The sequence below is a fragment of the [Roseibacterium] beibuensis genome, assembly GCF_039542305.1.
Lineage (GTDB): Bacteria > Pseudomonadota > Alphaproteobacteria > Rhodobacterales > Rhodobacteraceae > Roseibacterium > Roseibacterium beibuensis.
In genome coordinates this window covers 864,010-886,904 of the sequence record NZ_BAABHW010000001.1, presented here as the reverse complement: position 1 = coordinate 886,904, position 22,895 = coordinate 864,010, and the positions used below count along the sequence as shown (strand labels likewise).

Annotated in this window: 18 protein-coding genes; 5 read left to right on the top strand and 13 right to left on the bottom strand. The window is 66.7% G+C overall.

Translation table 11 applies throughout. From position 1 onward, the window contains the following. Window positions 1–102: 102 nt before the first annotated feature. Genes ABD923_RS04450 through ABD923_RS04440 form a run of 3 tightly spaced genes read left to right on the top strand, consistent with a single transcriptional unit; the run spans window position 103 to window position 4,395 of the window. On the top strand, window positions 103–810 hold the full coding sequence (locus tag ABD923_RS04450; RefSeq protein ID WP_259546451.1) for an ABC transporter ATP-binding protein: 708 nt from the start codon (window positions 103–105) through the stop codon (window positions 808–810). Window positions 811–815: 5 nt separating this feature from the next. Continuing rightward, window positions 816–3,179 carry an ABC transporter permease gene (locus ABD923_RS04445; RefSeq protein WP_259547420.1) on the top strand — a complete coding sequence of 788 codons (2,364 nt, stop codon included), beginning with the start codon at window positions 816–818 and terminating at the stop codon, window positions 3,177–3,179. Between the two features lie 4 nt (window positions 3,180–3,183). Beyond that, window positions 3,184–4,395 (top strand): efflux RND transporter periplasmic adaptor subunit, encoded by a 1,212-nt coding sequence (locus ABD923_RS04440; RefSeq protein WP_259546452.1) that lies wholly within the window; start codon window positions 3,184–3,186, stop codon window positions 4,393–4,395. 4 nt (window positions 4,396–4,399) lie between these two features. Here the strand turns inward: ABD923_RS04440 and ABD923_RS04435 are convergent, their stop codons facing one another. The 10 genes from ABD923_RS04435 to ABD923_RS04390 all read right to left on the bottom strand — a co-directional run bounded on the left by ABD923_RS04435 (window position 4,400) and on the right by ABD923_RS04390 (window position 16,994). Then, window positions 4,400–4,606, bottom strand: a complete 207-nt coding sequence (locus tag ABD923_RS04435) for a formate dehydrogenase subunit delta (RefSeq protein ID WP_222187943.1) — start codon at window positions 4,604–4,606, stop codon at window positions 4,400–4,402. After that, window positions 4,596–5,408, bottom strand: coding sequence for a formate dehydrogenase accessory sulfurtransferase FdhD (fdhD, locus tag ABD923_RS04430; RefSeq protein WP_259546453.1), 813 nt, complete (start codon window positions 5,406–5,408; stop codon window positions 4,596–4,598). Before fdhD ends, ABD923_RS04435 begins: the two co-directional genes overlap by 11 nt. Before the next feature lie 2 nt (window positions 5,409–5,410). Continuing rightward, a complete protein-coding gene (gene fdhF / locus ABD923_RS04425; RefSeq protein WP_259546454.1) occupies window positions 5,411–8,311 on the bottom strand; it encodes a formate dehydrogenase subunit alpha in 2,901 nt (966 codons plus the stop codon). 121 nt (window positions 8,312–8,432) lie between these two features. Further along, window positions 8,433–9,947: a formate dehydrogenase beta subunit gene (locus ABD923_RS04420; RefSeq protein WP_259546455.1), complete on the bottom strand. Its 1,515-nt coding sequence runs from the start codon at window positions 9,945–9,947 to the stop codon at window positions 8,433–8,435. Next, entirely contained in the window at window positions 9,944–10,408 is a 465-nt protein-coding gene (locus tag ABD923_RS04415; protein WP_259546457.1) for a formate dehydrogenase subunit gamma, read from the bottom strand. Before ABD923_RS04415 ends, ABD923_RS04420 begins: the two co-directional genes overlap by 4 nt. A gap of 109 nt (window positions 10,409–10,517) precedes the next feature. Continuing rightward, the gene (locus tag ABD923_RS04410) at window positions 10,518–11,426 is read right to left on the bottom strand and encodes a LysR family transcriptional regulator (protein WP_259546458.1); all 909 of its coding nucleotides are present in this window, start codon (window positions 11,424–11,426) and stop codon (window positions 10,518–10,520) included. Between the two features lie 48 nt (window positions 11,427–11,474). After that, entirely contained in the window at window positions 11,475–12,437 is a 963-nt protein-coding gene (locus ABD923_RS04405) for an ABC transporter ATP-binding protein (RefSeq protein ID WP_259546459.1), read from the bottom strand. Beyond that, complete coding sequence (locus ABD923_RS04400; RefSeq protein ID WP_259546460.1) at window positions 12,434–14,314, bottom strand: dipeptide/oligopeptide/nickel ABC transporter permease/ATP-binding protein; 1,881 nt, start codon at window positions 14,312–14,314, stop codon at window positions 12,434–12,436. Before ABD923_RS04400 ends, ABD923_RS04405 begins: the two co-directional genes overlap by 4 nt. Continuing rightward, a complete protein-coding gene (locus ABD923_RS04395; protein ID WP_259546461.1) occupies window positions 14,311–15,258 on the bottom strand; it encodes an ABC transporter permease in 948 nt (315 codons plus the stop codon). Before ABD923_RS04395 ends, ABD923_RS04400 begins: the two co-directional genes overlap by 4 nt. A 158-nt stretch (window positions 15,259–15,416) precedes the next feature. Continuing rightward, window positions 15,417–16,994 (bottom strand): ABC transporter substrate-binding protein, encoded by a 1,578-nt coding sequence (locus tag ABD923_RS04390; protein WP_222187957.1) that lies wholly within the window; start codon window positions 16,992–16,994, stop codon window positions 15,417–15,419. A 105-nt stretch (window positions 16,995–17,099) separates the two neighbouring features. Here ABD923_RS04390 and ABD923_RS04385 point away from each other — a divergent pair, with 105 nt between their 5' ends. Further along, window positions 17,100–17,825 carry a DUF1028 domain-containing protein gene (locus ABD923_RS04385; protein ID WP_259546462.1) on the top strand — a complete coding sequence of 242 codons (726 nt, stop codon included), beginning with the start codon at window positions 17,100–17,102 and terminating at the stop codon, window positions 17,823–17,825. A 9-nt stretch (window positions 17,826–17,834) separates the two neighbouring features. Here ABD923_RS04385 and ABD923_RS04380 read toward each other — a convergent pair whose 3' ends face one another. Together ABD923_RS04380 and katG are read right to left on the bottom strand one after the other, a co-directional pair. Beyond that, on the bottom strand, window positions 17,835–18,590 hold the full coding sequence (locus tag ABD923_RS04380) for a FadR/GntR family transcriptional regulator (RefSeq protein ID WP_259546463.1): 756 nt from the start codon (window positions 18,588–18,590) through the stop codon (window positions 17,835–17,837). A 129-nt stretch (window positions 18,591–18,719) separates the two neighbouring features. After that, a complete protein-coding gene (katG, locus tag ABD923_RS04375) occupies window positions 18,720–20,909 on the bottom strand; it encodes a catalase/peroxidase HPI (RefSeq protein WP_259546464.1) in 2,190 nt (729 codons plus the stop codon). 123 nt (window positions 20,910–21,032) lie between these two features. Between katG and ABD923_RS04370 the strand changes: the two genes are divergently transcribed. Next, complete coding sequence (locus ABD923_RS04370; RefSeq protein WP_259546465.1) at window positions 21,033–21,992, top strand: hydrogen peroxide-inducible genes activator; 960 nt, start codon at window positions 21,033–21,035, stop codon at window positions 21,990–21,992. Here the strand turns inward: ABD923_RS04370 and ubiV are convergent. Beyond that, window positions 21,989–22,891, bottom strand: coding sequence for a ubiquinone anaerobic biosynthesis protein UbiV (gene ubiV, locus ABD923_RS04365; RefSeq protein WP_222187970.1), 903 nt, complete (start codon window positions 22,889–22,891; stop codon window positions 21,989–21,991). The genes ABD923_RS04370 and ubiV overlap by 4 nt on opposite strands. Window positions 22,892–22,895: the final 4 nt, after the last annotated feature.

Sequence of the window (22,895 nt, the reverse complement as noted above, 5' to 3'; positions counted from 1 at the left end):
GGGGTGACGTTGCGGCTTTGCGCTGCGGTCATGCAAATCTTGAGACAGGTCAAGTCGGCATGGCACAGTGCATGCGATGTCTGGCCCCACAGGAGCCGCCCCATGCCCGAGACGGTTTTTCGCACCGAAGCGATCACCAAGACCTATGACACCGGCGAGGTGAAGGTGCACGCGCTTGCGGGCGTGGACCTGGAACTCTTCGCGGGCGAATTGGCGGTTCTGCTGGGGCCGTCGGGGTCGGGGAAATCCACGCTTCTGAATATCCTCGGCGGGCTGGATCATGCGAGTTCGGGCCGGGTCTGGTTCCGCGATCTGGAATTGACCGACCTGGGCGATCGGGCGCTGACCCGCTACCGGCGCGATCACGTGGGCTTTGTCTTTCAGTTCTACAATCTCGTGCCCTCGCTGAGCGCGCGAGAGAACGTGCAACTTGTCACCGACGTTGCGCCGAACCCGATGCCGGCGGCCGAGGCGCTGGACCTTGTCGGCCTCGGGCACCGGCTGGACCATTTCCCGGCCGAGATGTCGGGCGGCGAGCAGCAGCGCGTCGCCATAGCCCGCGCCATCGCCAAGAGGCCCGAGGTGCTGCTCTGCGACGAGCCGACCGGCGCGCTGGACAGCAAGACCGGGGTGCAGGTGCTGGAGGTGCTCAAGACCATCAACGACCAATTCGACACATCAACCGTGGTCATCACCCATAACGCGATGATCCGGAAGATGGCGCATCGGGTGATCCGCTTTGCCGATGGCAAGATCGCCGGGCTGGAGGTGAACGAGACCCGCCTCGCCCCGCACGAGATCGCGTGGTGAGCGGGATGCAGGCGCTCGACAAGAAACTGCTGCGGGATTTCAGGCGCCTCTGGCTACAGGCGCTGGCGATCGCGATGGTCCTGGCCTGCGGCGTGGCGATCCTGCTGACGGCCTTCGGGATGCACAGCGCGCTGACCGACACGCGCGACGCCTATTACGAACGCAACCGCTTTGCCGATGTGTTCGTCGAGGCGCGGCGCGCCCCGCAGAGCCTCCTGCCCGAGATCATGGCCATCCCCGGCGTCGTCACGGCCGAGGCGCGGGTCACCGGGGCGGCCATCCTCGACCTGCCCGGGCGCACGGAAACGGCAACCGGGCGCATCCTGTCCTGGCCCGAGGGGGACGACCCGCTGCTGAACGTGCCGCTGCTGCGCTCGGGCGTGCCGCCGCGCGTCGAACGCCCCGACGAGGTGATGGTGACCGAGGCCTTCGCCGAGGCCAACGGCTTCGAGATCGGCGACGGCTTCACCGCGAACATCAACGGGCAGGCGCGGGACCTGACGATCACGGGCACGGTCCTCAGCCCCGAGTTCATCTACACTATCGGGCCCGGCGCGCTGATGCCGGACAACGAGGGGTTCGGCATCATCTGGATGACGGAACAGGCCGTCGCCGCAGCCTTCGACATGGCCGGCGCGTTCAACGCGGTGTCGCTGCGGCTGGGGGCCGACGCGCGCGAGGCCGAGGTGCTCGACCGGCTGGACACGCTGCTGGAACCCTATGGCGGGCTGGGCGCCTATGGGCGCGACCGCCAGCAATCGGACAGTTTCGTTTCGGCCGAGATCGACCAGCTGCGCGGCATGGCGATGGTGGTGCCGCCGATCTTCTTCGCGATCTCGGCTTTCCTTGTCGGCATGGTGATGAGCCGGATCGTGGCGTTGGAGCGATCGGAGATCGGGCTATTGAAGGCGTTGGGCTATTCCGATTTGGAGGTCTTGGCCCATTACATGATGCTGGCCGGGTTGATCGCGCTGTTCGGCATTGCGATCGGCTGGGGCGCGGGCACGCTGATGGCGCGCGGCATGGCGCTGCAATACGCGCGGTTCTTCGACTTCCCCTACCTGCTGTTCCGGGTGCCGGCCTGGGTCTATGCCATGTCGGGGCTGGTGGCGTTGGTCACGACGCTTTTGGGGGCGGTCCGGGCGGCGCTGGCCGCCTCGCGCCTTGCCCCTGCCATCGCGATGCAGCCCCCGGCCCCGCCGAGGTTCCGACGCTCGGCCTTCGATGGGCTCATGCGGGGGATGCGGCTGAGCCAAGGCACCATCATGGTGCTGCGCAGCATGATCCGCTGGCCGGTGCGGTCGGCCCTGACGGCCCTTGGGCTGGCATGCGCGGTGTCATCCATCGTGGCGTCGAGCTTCATGTATGACGCGCTTGACGAGATCATGGACCTCGCCTTCTACCAGGCGAACCGGCAGGACGCGATGGTGCTGTTCACCAATGACCTGCCGGAAACTGCCCTTGCCGAGGTGGAGCGCCTGCCCGGCGTGTTGCAGGCCGAGCCGCAGCAGTTCCACGCCGCCGTTCTGCGCAACGGCCCGCGTGAAAAGACCGTCTCGCTGGAGGCGCGCCATCCTGACGCGAGCCTGAGCCGGGTGATCGGGGCGGACGGCCAGCCGATCATCGCGCCGCCGGGCGGCATCCTCCTAGCCGAACGGCTGGCCGGACATCTCGAGCTTGCGGTGGGCGACACGGTCGAGGTGGAATTCCTGACCGGGCGGCGCGAAACGCACGAGATGCTGGTGACCGGGCTGGTGGAGCAGTATTTCGGCCTCGGCGCCTATGTCGATGCCGGCTTCCTCGACGAGACCTTCCGCCAGTCGCCGCGCATGAACGTGGCCAACCTGATCGTCGACGAGGCGCAGCTTGACGCGTTGCATGCGCGCCTGCAGGACCTGCCGGCCTTGTCGGGCCTCATCATGATGACCGACACGCGGCGCGGCTTCATGGACACGATCAACGAGAACGTGGCCATCGTGAACGGGGTCTATGCCACGATCGCCATCCTGATCACGGTGGGCGTGGCCTATAACGCGGCGCGCATCCAGATGTCGGAGCGCGCGCGGGAACTGGCCAGCCTGCGCATCCTGGGCTTCACCCGCGGCGAGGTTTCGGCCATCCTCGTGGGCGAGATCATGCTGCTTGCCGTGATCGCCCAGCCCGTCGGCTGGCTTTTGGGGGCATGGATCGCGCGGGCCATGTCGAACGCTTTCACCTCGGACCTTTACGGCATCCCCCTGGTGCTCGAGGCCGACAGTTTCGCCTATGCCAGTCTCGTGGTTCTTTTCGCCTGCCTCGCCTCGGTCCTCGTGGTGCGGCAGCGGATCGACCGCATGGACCTGGTGGCCGTCATGAAAACGCGGGAGTGACGCGATGCATTGGAATGCCCGGACGATCCTGACCATGGGCGTGATCGCCGCAGCCCTCGGCGGGCTTTTCTACGTTGCCACGCGGACCGAGCCTGTGGCCGTCGATCTTCACCAGGTCGAAAGCGCGCCCCTGACCGTGACCATCGACGCCGACGGGCAGACGCGGATCCGCGACATCTTCGAGGTCGCCTCTCCCATCACCGGGACGGCGCGGCGCGCCCCGGTGGCGGTGGGTGACCTCGTGGTGCAGGGCGACACCGTCGTGGCGCGGGTGGAACCGATCAGCCCGTCGCTTCTCGATGCGCGATCCCGGGCGCAGGCGGAGGCGGCGGTGGACGAGGCGGCGGCGGCCCTGGATGTTGCGCGCTCGGACCTGACCCGTGCCGAGGAGGAAGAGGCCTTCGCACGGATGCAATTCGACCGCACGCAGGCCCTTGTCGAACGCGGTGTCACCAGCCTGACGCAACTGGAAACGGCCACCCAGCAACTTGCCGTCGCGCAGGCCGCCGTGGCCGCGGCCCGGTCGCGCATCACCATGGCCGAGGGCACGCTGGAACGCGCGGAAGCCGCCCTTGTGGGCCCGGAAACCGGTGAGGCTCAGACTAACGACTGCTGCGTGGACCTTCTTGCCCCGGCCGACGGGGTCGTCCTGTCCGTCTCGACGATCAGCGAACATCCGGTGACGGCCGGCGCGCCGCTTCTGACCATCGGCGATCCGGGCGACCTGGAAATCGTGGCAGACCTGCTGTCCTCCGACGCCGTGCGCATCGGGCCGGGCACGCGCGCCATCGTGCAGCGTTGGGGCGGCGACGTCGATCTCGACGCGGTGCTGACGCGGATCGAACCGGCGGCCGAAACCCGCGTCTCGGCGCTTGGGATCGAGGAACAGCGCGTGGATGCGATCTTCGACCTCGCCTCGCCGCCCGAGGCGCGGGCGGGCCTTGGTCATGGCTTCTCGGTCTTCCTGCGGATCGTGGAGTGGGAGGCGGACGCGGCCCTTCAGGTGCCCCTCGGCGCACTGTTCCGACGCGGCGAGGATTGGGCGGTCTTCGTGGTCGAGGATGGCATCGCCCGCGAGCGGATCATCGAGATCGGCCAGCGCGGCACACGCATGGCGCAGGTCATCGGCGGGTTGGAGGCAGGCGAGGCCATCATCACCCATCCCAGCGACGCGATCAGCGACGGGGTGCCGGTGGTCGACCGCGAAACGCTCTGAGCCGTCAGATCATCGGCAACGCGCGGCGCACCAGCACGTCGAGGTCCTTGTCATGGCCTTTTTGCGCGTAGACCTTCAGTTCCTCGCGCATTTCGGGCCCCCAGAAATCCTTGAGGTGACCCGCCACCCGCTCGGCCTGGTCCTGGCCCGGCTGGGAATGGAAGAAGGTGGCGATCTGGTTCGCCATGCGAACGAGCTTGTCAGGCGACATCGGTGTCCCTCCTGCGGATACGGGTTGGGTTTGCATAGATCTCGACCGCGCCGCGACGGGCGAAGGCGGCCAGCGTCAGCCCCGCGCCCTCGGCAAGGCGCAGCGCATGGGCGGTGGGGGCCGAGACGGCGACGAGCGTCGCACATCCCGCAAGAACGGTCTTTTGCACCATCTCGACGGAGACACGGCTGGTCAGCAGAATGGCGCCGCTCGCCGGGTCGTGGCCCGCACGCAACAGCGCCCCGATCAGCTTGTCCAGCGCGTTGTGGCGGCCCACATCCTCGCGCGCCATCACCACCCCCTGCCCCGGCTGCAAAAAACCCGCGGCATGAACCGCATGGGTGCGGTCATGCAGCGGCTGATGATCGCGCAACAGGTCGGTGGCGGCGGCGATCTCGGCCATCTCGAAACGCGCGCCCTCGCCCACAGGCGGCAGCGCGCGCAAGGCCTGCTCGAGGCTGTCGATCCCGCACAGGCCACAGCCCACAGGCCCCAGCATCGCCCGACGCCGCGCGCCAAGGGCCTCGGCAATCTCGTCCGCCACCCAAAGCCGCGCCTCGATCCCCTGCTCCAGGTCGATGACCTCGATGCGCTCGATCTGGTCGGGGCGCGCGATGCCTTCGGTCAGGGCAAAGCCGGTCGCGAACTCCTCAAGATCGGCGGGGGTGGCCATCATCACCGCCTGCGTGGAGCCGTTGACGGTGATCGCGACGGGCATCTCCTCGGGCAAGGTGCGCGCCACCTCGCGCGCCCCGTCGGGGCCAAGCGCCAAGCCGCGCGCGCTATGGGAGGTCGCGCTCATCCTCACTCCGCCGCCGGCAACACGCGGCGGGCGCGCCGCGCGCGGTCTTCATAGTCTTCCTGCCATGCGGTCGGGCCGTTCGACGGGCTGACCTGCACCGCCGTCACCTTGTATTCCGGGCAGTTCGTGGCCCAGTCCGAGAAATCGGTCGTGATGACATTGGCCTGCGTTCCGGGGTGGTGGAAGGTCGTGTAGACGACGCCGGGGCTGACCCGGTCGGTCAATGTCGCGCGCAGGCTGGTTTCGCCTGAGCGGCTGGCAAGCTTGACCCAATCGCCCTCGGTGATGCCGCGGGTTTCGGCGTCGTGGGGATGGATCTCCAACACGTCCTCCTCGTGCCAGACGGTGTTGTCCGTCCGCCTTGTCTGTGCGCCCACGTTGTATTGCGACAGGATGCGGCCCGTGGTCAGCAACAGCGGGAAACGCGGGCCTGTGCGCTCCTCGGTCGCGACGTATTCCGTGATCATGAACCGCCCCTTGCCGCGCACGAAACCGTCGACATGCATGATGGGCGAGCCATCGGGGGTGTCGTCGTTGCAGGGCCATTGGACCGAGCCGCGTTCCTCCAGCATCTCGTAGTTGACGTTCGCGAAACCGGGGGTGGTCGCGGCGATTTCCGCCATGATTTCCGAAGGATGCGCATAGCTCCACCCCGCGCCCATGGCATTGGCCAGAAGCTGCGTGATCTCCCAATCGGCATAGCCGTTCCTGGGCGCCATCACCCGGCGCACACGGTTGATCCGGCGTTCGGCATTGGTGAAGGTCCCGTCCTTTTCGAGGAAGGTCGACCCGGGCAGGAACACATGCGCGTAATTCGCCGTCTCGTTCAGGAACAGGTCATGGACGATCACACACTCCATCGCGGCCAGACCAGCGGCGACATGGCGCGTGTCGGGGTCCGATTGCAGGATGTCCTCGCCCTGGCAATACAGCCCCTTGAACTGCCCCGAGGTCGCCGCATCGAGCATGTTGTTGATCCGCAGGCCCGGCTCGGGGTCGATCTCGACGCCCCAGGCCGCTTCGAAGATCGCGCGAACATCGGCGTTCTTGACGTGCCTGTAGCCGGGCAATTCATGCGGAAAGCTGCCCATGTCGCAGGAGCCTTGCACGTTGTTCTGCCCGCGCAGCGGGTTCACGCCAACGCCCTCGCGACCGATATTGCCCGTCAGCATCGCAAGGTTGGCGATCCCCATCACGGTGGTGGAGCCTTGGCTATGCTCGGTCACGCCGAGGCCGTAATAGATTGCCCCGTTGCCCCCCGTGGCAAAGGTGCGGGCCGTGGCGCGCAGCTCCTCCGCCGGAACGCCGGTCAGCGCCTCGACCGCCTCGGGCGCATGGCGCGGGTCCGAGACGAAGGCGGCATACTCCTGGAACTCGTCCCAGTCGCAGCGTTCTCGGATGAAGGCCTCGTCGTATAGCCCCTCGGTCACGATCACATGGGCCATGGCGGTCACCACGGCGACATTCGTGCCGGGCCGCAGGGCAAGGTGATGCGCCGCCTCGACATGGGGCGTCTTCACCAGGTCGATGCGGCGCGGGTCGATCACGATCAGCTTGGCGCCCTGCCGCAGCCGCTTTTTCAGGCGCGAGCCGAAGACGGGGTGCCCATCGGTCGGATTTGCGCCGATCACCAGCACGACGTCGGAGTGCTCCACGCTGTCGAAATTCTGCGTGCCCGCGCTGGTGCCGAAGGCCTGGCCCAGCCCATAGCCGGTGGGCGAATGGCAGACCCGCGCGCAGGTGTCGGTGTTGTTGTTCAGGAACACGCCGCGCGCCAGTTTCTGGACGAGGAAGGTTTCCTCGTTCGTGCAGCGCGACGAGGTGATGACCCCGATGGATTTGCGGCCATGCTTTTCCTGCAAGCCGCGCAGGCGGGCCGCGGCAAAGCCGATCGCCTCCTCCCAGCTGACCTCGCGCCACGGCTCGTCGATCGAGTCGCGGATCATCGGGTGCAGGATGCGGTCGGGATGGCTGGCATAACCCCAGGCAAAACGCCCCTTCACGCAGGAATGGCCACGATTGGCCTCGCCATGCTTGTGCGGGACCATGCGCACCAATTCGTCGCCGTTAAGCTCGGCCTTGAAGGAACAGCCCACCCCGCAATAGGCGCAGGTGGTGATGACCGAGCGTTCGGGCGTGCCCAACTCGATCACGCTTTTTTCCTGCAATGTCGCGGTCGGGCAGGCCTGCACGCAGGCGCCGCAGCTGACGCAGTCCGACGACAGGAAATCGTCCAGCGATCCGCCCGCCTTGACCCGGCTGTCAAAGCCGCGCCCTTCGATTGTCAGCGCGAAGGTGCCCTGCACCTCTTCGCAGGCGCGCACACAGCGATTGCAGACGATGCATTTCGACGGGTCATAGGTGAAATACGGGTTACTTTCGTCCTTGGCCTGCCACAGCGGGTTGGCCTCTCCGCTGGTGTTGCGCGGGGTCACGTGGTTGGCGAGGGCCGCGTTCTCGGGCGCCTCGTAGCGCACGTCGCGCAGGCCCACGACCCCGGCCATGTCCTGCAACTCGCAATCTCCGTTGGCCGCGCAGGTCAGGCAATCCAGCGGATGGTCGGAGATATAAAGCTCCATCACCCCGCGCCGGATCTTCTTCACCTTCTCCGACTGGGTGCGCACGACCATGCCGGGGGCCACAGGCGTAGTGCAGGAGGCCGGCGTGCCGCGACGCCCCTCGATCTCGACCACGCACAACCGGCAGGAGCCGAACGCCTCAAGGCTATCCGTCGCGCAGAGCTTGGGAACCCCGATCCCGGCCAGGGCCGCGGCGCGCATGACCGAGGTACCCGCGGGCACCGTCACCTCGACACCGTCCACACTCAGCGTGACCGGCGCGCCGGTTTTGGCAGGCGTGCCAAGGTCGCGGTCGTCATCCCACGGAATGATGAAATCCTTCATATCCCTCTCCCATTCTGGGTGGCCGAATTGCCAGGGGCCGGAAAACGCGCGTTTCCCGGCTCGCAAAAGCCGGCTTTTGCGCCCGTTTTCATCGAGGAAAACGCTCCCTCCACCGGGCCGCTCATTCCGCCGCCTCCTGCTGCGCGGCGAACTCGTCGGGGAAGAGGCGCAGCGCACTCAGCACCGGGTAAGGCGTGAAGCCCCCGAGCGCGCAGAGCGAGCCGTCCTTCATGGTCTCGCACAGGTCCACCAGCAGCGGCACGGCCGACGCATCGCCCTGCGCCACGCGGTCCAGCGTTTCGACGCCCCGCACCGCGCCGATCCGGCAGGGCGTGCATTTCCCGCAGCTTTCCACCGCGCAGAATTCCATCGCGAAGCGGGCCAGCCCCAGCATGTCGGCGCTGTCGTCGAACACGACGATCCCGGCATGGCCGATCAGCCCGCCTGCCCCGTCGAACTCCTCGTAGCCGAAGGGCGTGTCGAACTGCGCGGGCGCGAAATAGGCCCCGAGCGGCCCGCCCACCTGCACCGCCTTGACCGGGCGGCCCGTGGCGGTCCCGCCCGCGACATCCTCGACCAACTCACCAAGCGGCATGCCGAAGGCGGTCTCGAACAGCCCGCCACGCGCGACATTGCCGGCGATCTGGATCGGCATGGTCCCCTTGGAGCGTCCCAGCCCGAACCCTGCGTAATGCGCGGCACCTTTCTCGAAGATCACGGGGATCGTGGCCAGCGACAACACGTTGTTGACCACCGTTGGCCGCCCGAGGAACCCCTCCAGCGCGGGCAGTGGCGGCTTGGCCCGGACAACGCCGCGCTTGCCCTCAAGGCTGTTGAGCAGCGAGGTTTCCTCGCCGCAGACATAGGCGCCCGCCCCCACGCGCACCTCCATGTCGAAGCGGCGGCCCGAGCCCATCACGTCGCCCAGCACGCCATTGGCGCGGGCGATGTCGATGGCCTCTTGCATCACCGCAATCGCATCGGGGTATTCCGAGCGGATATAGACATAGCCCTGCGTGGCCCCGGTCCCGAGGCCCGCGATCACCATGCCCTCGATCAGGCTGAGGGGATCGCCCTCCATCAGCATGCGGTCGGCGAAGGTGCCGCTGTCGCCCTCGTCGGCGTTGCAGACGATGTATTTGCGCTCCACCGGGGCGAGGCGCACGGTGTCCCACTTGATCCCAGTCGGGAACCCGGCGCCGCCGCGTCCGCGAAGCCCGCTTTCCTTGACCTCGTCGATGATGTGTTCCGCGCGCATGCCAAGCGCCCGGCGCAACCCGCTCAAACCGCCATGCGCTTCGTATTCGGCCAGCGACAGCGGGTCGATCAAACCCACGCGGGCAAAGGTCAGGCGGTTCTGGCGGGCGAAAAACGGGATCTCTTCGACGGGGCCAAGCCCGTCCAGTGCGCCATCGAAAAGGGCCGGCACCATCTCGGGCGTCATGGGGCCGTAGCCGTGACGCACCCCGTCGCGCTCGACCTCCAGGAGCGGCTCCAGCCAGGTCATGCCACGCGAGCCGGTACGGGTCAGCGAAACCTCTATCCCGCGCGTGGCAGCCTCGGAGAGGATCGCTTCGGCGACCTCTTCAGAACCGAGTGCCTTGGCGGCGGCATCGCGTGACAGGTAGAGCTTCATGCCGACACCTCCGCCACCAGCGCCTTGGCCTCGGCGCGGCCCTTGAGCTTGCCGTTCACCATCGCCGCGGGCGCACAGGCGCAAAGCCCGAGGCAATAGACCGGCTCGACCGTGATGCGCCCATCGGCAGAGGTTTCGCCCCAGCCCAGGCCCAAAAGGGTCAGCACCGCCTCGCCAAGCGCGCTGCCGCCCATGGACTGGCAAGCCTCGGAGCGGCAGATCTTCAGCACGTGTCGCCCGGCGGGTTCCTCGCGGAAGTCATGGTAAAAGCTGATGACGCCATGCACTTCGGCCTGCGTGATATTCAGCGCCGCCGCGATGGCCGGGCGCGCCTCGGCCGGGATGCAGCCGAAGTGATCCTGAAGGTCGTGCAGAATGGGCAGCATCGGCCCCTCGCGGTGCAGGTGTCGCGCGATGATCTCCTCCACCCCTGCGGGCGAAACGGTCTGGCTGGCAGGCATGCGTGGCTCCGGTCGTCTTTCGCATACAAAAGTCCACCGAAATTGATGCCTTTTCAATATCGCAATTTCGTCATGCGATAGAGATTTTGAATGAAACGCAGACGACGCCTCAGGGCGCAAAGACGACCGTTTCCCCCGTCCTAGCGAGCTTTTCGGCCTCTTTCAGCAGCGCCTCGGTGACCGGTGTGTGCGGTTCACGGAAGGGGGCGACCAGCCCGACAGCGTGGTCGGCGCGCTGCCGGTCGAGGGGCAGGATTCGCAAATCCGTGCCCTCGGCGAGGAAGCGCGCCATCTCGGCGGGCAGGATCGTCACCCAGTCCCCCTGCCCCACATGGGCCACCAGAACGACGGTGGAATTGCTTTCGACCTGCGCCTCGGGGGTGACGCAGGCCTCCATGAAGTTCTGGTTGATGATGCGCCGGTTCTGCATGTCGGGCGTCAGAAGGCACAAGCGGCACCCGGCGAGGTCCGACCAGCCGACGCTGTCCCGATCGGCCAGCGGGTGATCCGCGCGACAGACCAGCGTGTAGCGCTCGGTATAGATCGGCACGGTGGTGACCCGGCCCAATGGTTCGTTGTCGAGATAGGAAAGCCCCGCGTCGATCTCGAGGTTTTCCAGCATAGACAGGATCTCGGCGGAGGTGCGCGACAGGATCGTGAAGCGCAGGTTCGGATGCGCCTTTGAAAATCGCGCCGACAAGGCCGCCGCCCATGTCAGGGCGGTCGGGATCACGGCAAGGCGCACATGCCCGGCAAGCCCGTGCCGCGCGGCGCGCATTTCCTCGCGGAAGGCGCGGGCATCGCCGACCAGTTGGCGCGCCCAGACCAAGGCGCGTTGCCCCTCGGGCGTCAACCCGCCGTAGCGATGGCCACGAAAGATCAGCTGGACGCCCAGCATCGCCTCGAGCTGCTTGATCCCCGTAGAGAGCGTGGGCTGCGTTATGCCGAGGCTTTCGGCCGCGCGGCCGAAATGCCCCTCCCGGGCGACGGCGATGAACATTTCAAGCTTGTTGATCATGCACCCGACAGTGCAATCGATTGGCCATTTTTCAATCGAAAACTTCGATCAGTCACCGTTCAACGGGTGAAAACAGGCCGCCGCCTGCCCCGCGCCGCCGGTTTCCAGGCGCGGCACCTCCTTGGCGCAGCGCTCGGTGGCATAGGGACAGCGCGCACGGAACGCACAGCCCGTCGGCGGGTTCAGCGGGTCGGGCAGTTCGATTTCCCTGGCCTCGGGCGCGGTCAGCGGACGCCCCACGACCGGCGCGCTATCGGCCAGCAGCTTCGTATAGGGATGGCGCGGGGCGCGGAACACGTCCTCGGCCCGGCCCAGTTCCACCAGCGATCCGAAATACAGCACCGCGATGCGATCCGACACGGCCTCGACCACCGCAAGGTCGTGCGAGATGAACAGGTAGGTGAGCCCCAGGTCGGCCTTGAGATCGGCCAGCAGGTTCAGCACCTGCGCCTGCACCGAGACATCCAGCGCCGAGACGGGCTCATCGAGGATCAGGATCCGCGCCTCGGCGGCCAGCGCCCGCGCGATGCCGATCCGCTGCGCTTGCCCGCCCGAAAACTCGTGCGGGTAGCGGTCGAGGAAGTCCTCGCGCAGGCTGACCATGTCGAAGATCTCGGAAATCCGCTTGGCCCGCGCCGCCCGGTCCATCCCGTGCAACAGTTTCAGGGGCGCGTCCATGATCTGACGGATGGTCTTGCGGGGATTCAGGCTGCTGATCGGGTCTTGAAACACGTACTGGATGCGCTTGCCGAAGACCGCCGGGTCGGCATTGTCGAGCGCCGCACCCTCGATCTCGATCGTGCCGGTCGTGGGCTCCGACAGCCCCACCAGCATCCGCGCCAGCGTGGACTTGCCACATCCGCTTTCGCCCACGATCCCAAGCGTTTCCCCCGGCGCGACCTCCAGCGAGATCGGGTGCACGGCCCGCACGCCCGGCCGTTCGGGGCCGAAAAGCCTGCGCCCCAGCGAAAAGGTCTTGGACAGGTCTTCGAGACGCAGGGCGGCGGTCATTCGGCGGCCTCCTGTTCTGGCACGGGATTCAGGCACCGCACGGCGCGGGGTCCGCTTGGCTCCAGGGCGATGTCGCCCTTGCGGCAGTCCGGCTGCACGCGATTGCAGCGCTCGGCAAAGGCGCAGCCCGGCGGCAGGTCGTTCACGGCAGGCGGCAGGCCGGGGATCGCCTCCAACCGCCGGCGCCCGCCGCCCAGTTCGGGCACGCAGGCCATGAGGCGCGCGGTGTAAGGGTGGCGCGGCGCATCGAGGATGTCGCGCGTCGGCCCCTCCTCCACGATGCGGCCGGCATACATGACGGCGACCCGGTCGCAGAGTTGCCCGACCACGCCGAAATCATGGGTAATGAAGACGATGGCCAGCCCCCGTTCACGCCGCAGATCGTCCAGCAGCGACAGGATCTGCGCCTGCACGGTCACGTCCAGCGCTGTGGTGGGTTCATCGGCAATGATGACCTCGGGGTCGTTGGCCAGCGCCATGGCAATGCCGACCCGCTGGCGCATGCCCCCGGACAGCTCGTGCGGGTAATTGTCGATCCGGCTGGCGGCGTTGGGGATGCGCACCGCCTCCAGCAACTCGATGGCCTTGGCGCGCCCCTCGGCCCCGCTGATGGCGCGATGCGCGGAAATCGCCTCGATCAACTGGTCGCCGATCCGGTAAAGCGGGTGCAGCGTGGCCAGCGGGTCCTGGAAGATATAGGCGACCTTGCGCCCCCTGAGCGTACGCAAGCGGCGGTAGGGTGCGCCGATCAGGTCCTCTCCCTCCAGATGCACCGAGCCGCCGGTGACGATGCCCGGCGGCGAGGCGACCAGCCCCATCACCGACAGCGCCGTGACCGATTTGCCCGAGCCGCTTTCGCCGATGATGCCAAGGCATTCGCCGGGGCGCACGCCAAGCGTGACGCCCCCCACTGCGCGATAGACGCGGTCCTTTACGTGAAACTGTGTCTCCAGGTCGGTCAGCGTCAGGATGCCCTCGCGCTTCGGCTCGACCGGCTTGCGGTCGCGGGCCACCAGCGTGGCCGGCAGCGGGCGGTTCAGCGCGCCGGATTTCAGGCGCGGGTCCAGCGCGTCGCGCACGCCGTCCCCCAGCAGGTTGATCGCCATCACGATGACAAGGATCATCATCCCCGGCACGATGGAGGTATGCGGGTTGGTGATCAGCGCCGAGCGCGCCTCGCCCAGCATGGAGCCGAGATCGGCCTGCGGCGGCTGCGAGCCGAGGCCGAGAAAGCTCAGGCCTGCGGTTTCAAGGATCATCCAGCCAACGGTCGTGGACATGGCGATCACGATGACCGGAATGACGTTGGGCAGGATCTCGGTCAAGATAATGCGCGCGTCCGACATGCCCGACAGCCGCGCGGCATCGACGAATTCCTTGTTCGCGATGCTCACCGTGATGCCCCGGATGTTGCGCGCGAAGAACGGGATGTTGACGGCGGCCACCGCGATCAGCGCGTTCAGCAGGCCCGGCCCAAGGGCCGCGACGATGGCCAAGGCGAGCAGGATGTAGGGAAACGCCATCAGCATATCGACACCGCGCATGATGATGTTGTCGGTGCGCCCGCCGTAATAGCCCGCGATGATGCCGATGGCCGCGCCGATCGTGGCCGCGATCAGCGCCGCGGCGAAACCAACGGCGAGCGACAGGCGCGTGCCCCACATCAACCGGCTGAGCAGGTCGCGCCCGAGGTGGTCGGTTCCCAGCAAAGCCCCTTCGGAAAAGGGCGGCACGAAGCGGTTGGAGGTGTTCGTGACATCCGGGTCGGGCAGCGGCAGGAGCGGCGTGATCAGGGCGAAGAACACCACGAGCGCCATGACGATCAGCCCGGCCAGCGCAAGACGGTTGCGCGCGAGAAGGCCCAGAAACGCCCTCATGTCTTGATCCTCGGATCGAGCAGGCTTTGGGCGACATCGACGACGATGTTGAAGAAGACGTAGCAGGCCGCGACGATGACCACGCCGCCCTGCACCAGCAGGATGTCACGCCGCAGGATCGCGTCCACCAGCATTCGCCCGATCCCCGGCCATTGGAACACGACCTCGATATAGACCGCGCCGGACAGGACGAAACCTGCCTGGATGCCGAGGACGGGGATGATCGACACCATGGCCGCGCGCAGCGCATGGCGCCAGATAACCCCCCGTTCCGGAACGCCTTTTGCCCGCGCGGTGCGGATGAAATCCTGCCGCAGGACCTCCAGCATGGCGGAACGTGAGAGGCGCGCGATGACGCCGGTGGCGACGACCGACAGGGCGAAAGCGGGCATGACGAGGTGATCCAGAAGCGCCCAGATATCGCGGTCGCCATAGATGGGCCACATGCCCGAGGCGGGGAACCATCGCAGGTTCACCGCGAAGGTCAGGATCATCATCATTCCCAGAAAAAACGAAGGAATAGAGATACCTAGCAGGACGACGAAGGTGATGGCCTTGTCCGCTGCGCCGTATTGATTGGCCGCCGAGACCACGCCCGCCATGATCCCGAGCACGGAGCAGAAGACGAAGCTGGTGCCGGCCAGAACCAGCGTGGCGTTGAAGCGTTCCAGCACCTCGTCCAGCACGGGGCGGTTCAGCGCGAAGGAGCGTCCGAAATCGCCCTGCAGCATGTTGCCCAGCCAGATGAAATACTGCTGCACCAAGGGCTTATCGAGGCCCAGATCCTCGTTCAGGGCGGCGACGTTCTCGGGCGTCGCATAGCTGCCGAGGATCGCCGTGGCCGGGTCGCCGGGGATCATCGCCATGATCGCGAAGACGATCACCGAGATGCCCAGAAGGACCGGAACGGCCGAGAGCAGGCGGCGGAGAATGTAGCGGGTCATCGGGCCCTTTCCGGCGAAAAAAGCGAGTCACAGGGCGTACACACCCCGTACACAGCCTGTGCATATACGCATGCAGAAATTCTCGAGAATTTCTGGACGGAATTCTCGAGAATTCCGGGTCGGCCCCGGCGCGACCCTGTCGCGCCGGGGCCAGGGGATCAGTTCTTCACCACGTCGTCGAGCAGCAGGAAGAAGGACGGCTCGAGCGCGAAGCCGTCGACCCGGTCGCTGGTCACCGCGTTCTGCACCCAGTTGGCGACGAAGACCCAAGGGGCGTCTTCCTGCACGATCACCTGCATCTCGCGGTAAAGCTCGGCGCGGCGCGCCTGGTCGGTGGCCGTGCGGGCCTCTTCCAGCAGGGCGTCGACCTCGGGGTTGGAGTAGTAGCCCGAGTTGAAGCCGCCATTCTCGGGCCAGGCCTCGGTGCGCAGGGCGAGATAGGGCAGCGTGTCGGGATCGTTGGTCATCCACGCCATCTCAGCCATGTCGGCCTCGCCCTCCAGACCCGGGTTCACGCGGCCAAGGAAGGTGTTCCACTCGTAGGTCTCGATCGTCACGTCAAAGCCCACGGCCTCCAGATCGGCCTGGATCGCGGTGCCCATGGCGACCGGGTCGAGCATGCCCGAGCCGCCCTCGGTCACGTAGAAGGTGATCTCGGGGTTCTCGACGCCCGCCTCGGCCAGCAATGCGCGGGCGCGGTCGGGGTCGTAGGGATAGGGCTCCAACTCTTCGTTATAGGCCCAGGCGAAGGCGGGCGGCGTCGGGCCTGCGGCCACGGCGGCGGTGCCTTCAAGAACCTCGTCCACCAGTGCGGTCTTGTTGATCGCGTAGTTGGCCGCCTGCCGCACGAGCTGGTCGGTGAACGGCCCCTCGCGCATGTTGAGGATCAGGAACCAGACATGGGGGCCGGCCTGTTCGACGATGTTGAAGGCGTCGCCCTCGAACTCGGACAGGGCCACCGGGGGCACCTCGACCATCATGTCGATGCCGCCCGACAGCATTTCGGCCACACGGGTGTTGGCGTCGGTGATGGGGCGGAAGACCACGGCCTGAAGCGCGGGCGCGCCATCCCAGTAATCGGGGTTCGCCTCGACCACCACGGCTTCGTTCGAGCGCCATTCGGCGAAGGTGAAGGCGCCGGTGCCGACCGGGTTGCGCCCGAACTCGGCCCCATGCTCCATCACCGCCGCGGGCGACACGATCAGGCCGGTCGGATAGGCGAGGTTCGACAGGAAGGGCGCGTAGGGCGCGTTCAGCGTGAAGCGCACGGTCATGTCATCCACGGCCTCGACGCTTTCGACCGCCGAGAAGAAGAAGCTCAGCGGGAAGGGGCCGGTGTCGTGATAGGGGTGATCCTCGTTCAGCATCCGTTCGAAGTTGAAGACCACGGCCTCGGCGTTGAAGGGCGTGCCGTCGTGAAACTCGACGCCATCGCGCAAGCTGAAGGTGTAGACGGTGCCGTCCTCGGAAATCTCCCAGTCGGTGGCCAGTGCCGGTTCGACCTCGAGCGTGCCGGAGGCGTAGCGCACAAGCCCGTCATAGACATTCATCAGGATGCGGAAATCATTGACCGCCGTGACAGCGTGCGGGTCGAGCGCCTGCGGCTCGGCCACCTGTCCCACGACCAGGACACCGGGCGGCGTCTGCGCAGACACGGGCGAGAGCGCGGCGAGGGAAAGCGCAACGGCGGCCCCACCCGCGAGGACCGCGCGGCGGGTCCAGTTCAACAAAGCCATTTTCTTCACCTCTCCTGTCAAAACATTCTCGTATTGATCATGATAAATTGAATGACGCCAAATTATCATGATAAATGCAAGGCTCATGGCAGCGGAGGCAGGCGCGTGACGATTTCTATCCTCGCATATGATGAAAAAACGGGCCTTATGGGCGGCGCGGCGGCCACAGGAAGCCTGTGCGTCGGCGGCTGGGTCCTGCGCGGCGACGCCGATTCGGGCATGTCGGCCAGCCAGGGCACCGCGCCTTCGACGCTGTGGGGCGACGGGGTGTTGCGCCTGATGCGGGACGGCGCCCCGGCCTCGGACGCGGTGGAGCGGATGGTTGCACCCGACACGGGCCGCGCGCATCGGCAATTGGCGGCGCTGGACCCCAGGGGCGGGACCGGTGCGCATACCGGCGTCGAAAGCGTCGCCTATGCGGGCGAGGCGTTCGCGCCGGGCGTCGTGGTCGCGGGCAACATGCTGACCGGGCCGGAGGTGATCGAGACCGCCCTGGCGCGCTATCTCGGGGCGGCGGACCGCCCCTTTGCCGAGCGCCTGCTGGTGGCGCTGGATGGCGCGGCGCAGGCGGGCGGCGATGCGCGCGGGCTGAAATCGGCGGCGCTGCTGGTCGTGTCGCGCCGCGCGGCGCCCCTGACGCTGCGCATCGATCATTCCGACCGGCCGCTGGCCGCGCTTGGCGATCTGTATCGCGTGGCCCATGCCGACCCGTATTTCGGCTGGACCAAGGTGGTGCCGGTGCTGGACGACCCCTACCGCGCGCCGCCCTCCGAAGCGGTGCCAGAGGTGCCCGAGCCGATTATAGAGGCCTCACCGGCCGTGAAGCGCTGACCCCCTGCCCTATTCGGCGATGAACCGGCGCAATACCTGCGCCTCCTGCCGCTGCATCAGCGCCTCGGCGGTTTCCATATGGGCGCGCATGATGGCACGGGCATCCTCGGCCCGGCCATCGCGCAGGGCGGCGATCAGGTCGGTCTGATAGGCGAGGCCCTTTTCATAGAGCTCGGGGTTGGGCGGGTCGTAGAGCTGCCGGTAAACGGTCAGGTCGGTCAGGATCCGGCCCATGAAGCTGACCACGAAGGCCAAAAGCGGGTTGGTCGAGAAATTGGCCAGCCGCCGGTGAAAGGCGAGCGAGGCGACATGCTGGTCGCGTTCTTCCTCGGCGGTCTTGGCGGGCTCGGGGTATTGCGCGACCACGGCTTCGAGCGCGGCGAGTTGGTCGTCGGACAGCTTCCCGGCGAGCGAGGCGGCCAGTTCAGGCTCCAGCACGCGGCGCAATTGGTAGATATCCGCGACCGATAACTCATTGAAATAGAAGTAGTTGGCCAGCAGCGCCTTGGCGCGGTCGGCGGTGACCTCACCGATGAAACTGCCGCCGCCGGGGCCGGTGCGGGTTTCGATCAACCCCTGGGCTTCGAGGATGCGCATCGCCTCGCGGATGGTGCCCTTGGCCATGCCGAAACGCTCCATCAACTCGGCCTCCGACGGCAGACGGTCGCCCTTTTGCAGGTTGCGCTCGACCACCCAGTCCTTGATCGCGTCGGCCACGCGCACGGGGCGCGAGCGGCGGGGTTTGTCGGCGGAGGCGGCGGTCATGGCTGTCGTCGGTCACCTGGGGATCGGGTGATTTATCATGATGAATGGCGCGCGGCCTTGCAATGAAAAGGGGCCGCGCATCACACGCGGCCCCGGTCCCCTGTTCGCGATGGGGATCTTCTCAGCGGATCACTTCACGTCGAAGCGGTCGGCATCCATGACCTTGGTCCAGGCGGCGACGAAGTCCTTCACGAACTTCTCCTGCGCGTCGTCCTGGGCATAGACCTCGGCATAGGCCCGCAGGATCGAGTTGGAGCCGAACACCAGGTCCACACGGGTCGCCGTCCACTTCACGTCGCCCGACTTGCGGTCGACGATCTCGTAGAGGTTGTTGTCCGCCGGCACCCACTTGTAGGCCATGTCGGTCAGGTTGACGAAGAAATCGGTCGTCAAAGCGCCCTCACGGTCGGTGAAGACACCGTGCTTGGTGCCGCCGTGGTTGGTGCCAAGCACCCGCATGCCGCCCATCAGGCAGGTCATCTCATGCGCGGTCAGGCCCAACAGCTGCGCCCGGTCGAGGAGCATTTCCTCGGGGCTGACGACATAATCGGCCTTCAGCCAGTTGCGGAAGCCATCGGCCAGCGGTTCGAGCGGTTCGAAGCTGTCGGCATCGGTCTGCTCGTCGGTGGCATCGCCACGGCCCGGCGTGAAGGGCACCGCGACGTCGAAGCCGGCCGCCTTGATGGCCTGCTCCAGACCCACGTTACCGGCCAGAACGATCACGTCCGCGATGGACGCGCCGGTTTCCGCCGCGATCGGCTCCAGCACCGAGAGGACCTTTTGCAGGCGGGCAGGCTCGTTGCCTTCCCAGTCCTTCTGCGGGGCCAGACGGATGCGGGCCCCATTGGCGCCGCCGCGCATGTCCGAGCCGCGGAAGGTGCGGGCGCTGTCCCATGCGGTCGAGATCATCTCGGCCACCGACAGACCGGCATCGGCGATCTTGGCCTTCACCGCATCGACATCGTAGTCGGTGGTGCCGGCCGGGATCGGGTCCATCCAGATCAGGTCTTCTGCCGGAACCTCGGGGCCGAACCAACGGGCCTTGGGGCCCATGTCACGGTGGGTCAGCTTGAACCAGGCGCGGGCGAAACAATCGCGGAAGTACTCGTGGTCTTCGGCGAACTTCTCGCAGATGGCGCGATAGGCCGGGTCCATCTTCATCGCCATGTCGGCGTCGGTCATGATCGGGTTGTGCCGGATCGAGGGGTCGGACGCGTCAACAGGCTTGTCCTCTTCCTTGATGTCGATCGGCTCCCACTGCTGGGCACCGGCGGGCGATTTCCGCAGTTCCCATTCGTAGCCGAAGAGCAGCTTGAGATAGCCGTCATCGAACACGGTCGGGTTGGTCGTCCAGGCGCCCTCGATGCCCGAGGTCACGGCCTTGGACGCCTTGCCACCCATGTTCGGGTTATCCCAGCCAAGGCCCTGCAGCTCGACCGGGGCCGCTTCGGGCTCGGCGCCCAGAACGGAGGCGTCGCCATTGCCGTGACACTTGCCGACGGTGTGGCCACCAACGGTCAGAGCCGCGGTTTCCTCGTCGTTCATCGCCATGCGGGCGAAGGTTTCGCGCACCTGCTCGGCCGTTTTCAGCGGATCGGGCTGACCGTTCACGCCTTCGGGGTTCACGTAGATCAGGCCCATCTGCACGGCGGCCAGCGGGTTTTCCATGGTCGAGGGCTTTTCGACGTTCTCGTAGCGCTCGTCCGAGGGGGCCAGCCATTCCTTCTCGGCGCCCCAGTAGACGTCCTTTTCCGGGTGCCAGATGTCTTCGCGGCCAAAGGCGAAGCCAAAGGTCTTCAGGCCCATGGATTCGTAGGCCACGTTGCCCGCGAGGATGAGCAGGTCGGCCCAGCTGATCTTGTTGCCGTATTTCTTCTTGATCGGCCACAGCAGGCGACGCGCCTTGTCGAGGCTGGCGTTATCCGGCCACGAGTTCAGGGGGGCGAAACGCTGGTTGCCGGTGCCGCCGCCGCCACGGCCATCGGCCAGACGGTAGGAGCCCGCGGCGTGCCACGCCATGCGGATCATGAAGCCGCCGTAATGGCCCCAGTCGGCCGGCCACCACTCCTGGCTGTCGGTCATCAGCGCGTGCAGGTCGGCCTTCAGCGCGTCGACGTCGAGCTTTTCCAGCTCCTTGCGGTAGTCGAAATCGAGGCCCAGCGGATTCGTCTTGGTGTCGTGCTGGTGCAGGATGTCGAGGTTCAGCGCATTCGGCCACCACTCCATCACGTCCGAATTGTGATGCGTGGCCCCGCCATGCATCACCGGACAACCCCGACGGCTTTCGTTCAGTTCGCTTTCGACAGTATTGCCGTCCATAGCTTTGCTCCCTTCCGTTGGTCACGGGCCGGGGCGCTGCACCCCGACTTTCTGGAATCGTTCTAGCATGACTGTTTGATTAGTTTTAGTTGGATTTACTGATTGTCATGATAAGTTCATCTTATGCTTAATCTGACCCTCAAACAGATGCGCTATTTCGAGGCGCTGGCCCGCCATGGCCATTTCGGGCATGCCGCCGACGCCTGCGCAATCTCGCAACCCGCCTTGTCCATGCAGATCAAGGAGATGGAGGAGGTGATGGGCACGCCGCTGTTCGAACGGGGCGCGCGGCAGGTCCGCCTGACCGGATTCGGAGAGGAGGTCGCCTCGCGCATTCGCGACATCCTGCGCGGGGTCGAGGAGTTGAGCGACCTTGCGCGCAGCACGGGAAACCGGCTGGCGGGGCGGCTGCGCATCGGGGTGATTCCCACCATCGCCCCCTATCTTCTGCCGCGCATCATCCCGCACCTGACCGAGGGCAACGGCGCGCTGGATGTCCGCGTGCGCGAGACGGTGACGCCGAAACTGATCGAGGAATTGTCCGAGGGGCGGCTGGATACCGCCATTGTCGCGCTTCCGGTCTCGGAGCCCGCCTTGACCGAGGTGGACCTGTTCACGGAGGATTTCGTGCTGGTGCGTCCCGGCTCGGATGCGAACAAACCCGTGCCCAGCCGCGACATGCTGCGCGAGATGCGGCTGCTTCTGCTGGAGGAAGGGCACTGTTTCCGCGACCAGGCCCTGTCGTTCTGCAACCTTGCCAGCAATGCGCCGCGCGAATTGCTGGATGGCAGTTCATTGACGACGCTGGTGCAGATGGTCAGCGCCGGGATCGGCGTGACGCTGATCCCGGAAATGGCGGTCGAGGTCGAAACCCGCGCGGCGCAGGTCTCGGTCGCGCGGTTCGACGGGCCGCAACCCTCGCGCAGGATCGGGATGATCTGGCGCAAATCCAACCCGCTGGCCCCGCAATTGACGGAGCTGGCAGGCCTGGTGCGGGACGCGGGCGAGGAGATGCGCGCGGCCATGGCGCCCCTGCCCGTCGCCCCGGTGGCGGGCCAGATGCCGGGGGACCGCCCCGCCTAGTGCAGGGTGGCGCCCGACCAATCGACGCCGCGCGCCCCCGACAGGAACCCGTCGGACAGGGAATGGCCCGGCTCGACCTGCTGGATCTCGGCGGTGATTGCCCGTGCGTCGCGCGTGCCATCGACCAGCTCGCGGTACAGGCCGCAGATCTGCGCAAAGCCCGAGGATTGCGGCGACAGGCGCAGCGCGTTCACGCCGGCCTCTTCCAGCGCGGCCACGTGCGGCGCGGCACAGGCGTAGCTGTCCGACAGCGTCTGCACCCCGTTCATGGCAAGGAAAGGCTGGTCATCCATCGTGTGCACGTCCAGCCCGTCGGGATCGTCCTCGCAGGCGAATTGGCAATTGTCCTTGGTCCGGCCATGCATCCGCGCGTGGTAGCAGCGCCCCGAGATCGCCAGCGGCACGCGGCCATGGCCCCAGACCTCGATGGCGACGCCCAGATCCGCCCCCGCCTTGGCCAGCACCGCGATGGAGCTGAGCGGCAGTTCCGGCGGCAGGCAGACGCGGGTCGCGCCCTTTTCGGCCAGCCAGGCCAGCGTGGTCTCGTTATAGACGTTGACCAGTGGCCCCACCGTGAAGGGCGCGCCTTCGGGCAGGTAGGCCAGCGCGGTCAGGTCGTTGACTTCGACCAGGGCGCCCGCCTCGGCCAGTTCGGTGGTCAGCTTGCGCTCGCGCTTCAGCGTCACGAGGGCGAGGCTGGTCAGCACCACCTCTTTCCCGGCCTGCGCCAGGGTCTCCACAGCCTGCGGGATGCGATCCTGGTAGAAGGGCAGCCGCTTGGAACACACAAGCTCCCCCAGCACGACGCGATCGACAGGCGCGGCGGCCAGATCGTCATAGAGCGCCGCCCAGCGCTCGGCTTCCCAGAAGAATTGGTTCGGTCCGACGGTCAGTTCCATGCCC

What these genes read in the sequence shown, in the direction of transcription:
- ABD923_RS04450 (WP_259546451.1), top strand. Translation starts at nt 103, where the DNA reads ATGCCCGAGACGGTTTTTCGCACCGAAGCGATCACCAAGACCTATGAC.
- ABD923_RS04445 (WP_259547420.1), top strand. Translation starts at nt 816, where the DNA reads ATGCAGGCGCTCGACAAGAAACTGCTGCGGGATTTCAGGCGCCTCTGG.
- ABD923_RS04440 (WP_259546452.1), top strand. Translation starts at nt 3,184, where the DNA reads ATGCATTGGAATGCCCGGACGATCCTGACCATGGGCGTGATCGCCGCA.
- ABD923_RS04435 (WP_222187943.1), bottom strand. Translation starts at nt 4,606, where the DNA reads ATGTCGCCTGACAAGCTCGTTCGCATGGCGAACCAGATCGCCACCTTC.
- fdhD (WP_259546453.1), bottom strand. Translation starts at nt 5,408, where the DNA reads ATGAGCGCGACCTCCCATAGCGCGCGCGGCTTGGCGCTTGGCCCCGAC.
- fdhF (WP_259546454.1), bottom strand. Translation starts at nt 8,311, where the DNA reads ATGAAGGATTTCATCATTCCGTGGGATGACGACCGCGACCTTGGCACG.
- ABD923_RS04420 (WP_259546455.1), bottom strand. Translation starts at nt 9,947, where the DNA reads ATGAAGCTCTACCTGTCACGCGATGCCGCCGCCAAGGCACTCGGTTCT.
- ABD923_RS04415 (WP_259546457.1), bottom strand. Translation starts at nt 10,408, where the DNA reads ATGCCTGCCAGCCAGACCGTTTCGCCCGCAGGGGTGGAGGAGATCATC.
- ABD923_RS04410 (WP_259546458.1), bottom strand. Translation starts at nt 11,426, where the DNA reads ATGATCAACAAGCTTGAAATGTTCATCGCCGTCGCCCGGGAGGGGCAT.
- ABD923_RS04405 (WP_259546459.1), bottom strand. Translation starts at nt 12,437, where the DNA reads ATGACCGCCGCCCTGCGTCTCGAAGACCTGTCCAAGACCTTTTCGCTG.
- ABD923_RS04400 (WP_259546460.1), bottom strand. Translation starts at nt 14,314, where the DNA reads ATGAGGGCGTTTCTGGGCCTTCTCGCGCGCAACCGTCTTGCGCTGGCC.
- ABD923_RS04395 (WP_259546461.1), bottom strand. Translation starts at nt 15,258, where the DNA reads ATGACCCGCTACATTCTCCGCCGCCTGCTCTCGGCCGTTCCGGTCCTT.
- ABD923_RS04390 (WP_222187957.1), bottom strand. Translation starts at nt 16,994, where the DNA reads ATGGCTTTGTTGAACTGGACCCGCCGCGCGGTCCTCGCGGGTGGGGCC.
- ABD923_RS04380 (WP_259546463.1), bottom strand. Translation starts at nt 18,590, where the DNA reads ATGACCGCCGCCTCCGCCGACAAACCCCGCCGCTCGCGCCCCGTGCGC.
- katG (WP_259546464.1), bottom strand. Translation starts at nt 20,909, where the DNA reads ATGGACGGCAATACTGTCGAAAGCGAACTGAACGAAAGCCGTCGGGGT.
- ABD923_RS04370 (WP_259546465.1), top strand. Translation starts at nt 21,033, where the DNA reads ATGCTTAATCTGACCCTCAAACAGATGCGCTATTTCGAGGCGCTGGCC.
- ubiV (WP_222187970.1), bottom strand. Translation starts at nt 22,891, where the DNA reads ATGGAACTGACCGTCGGACCGAACCAATTCTTCTGGGAAGCCGAGCGC.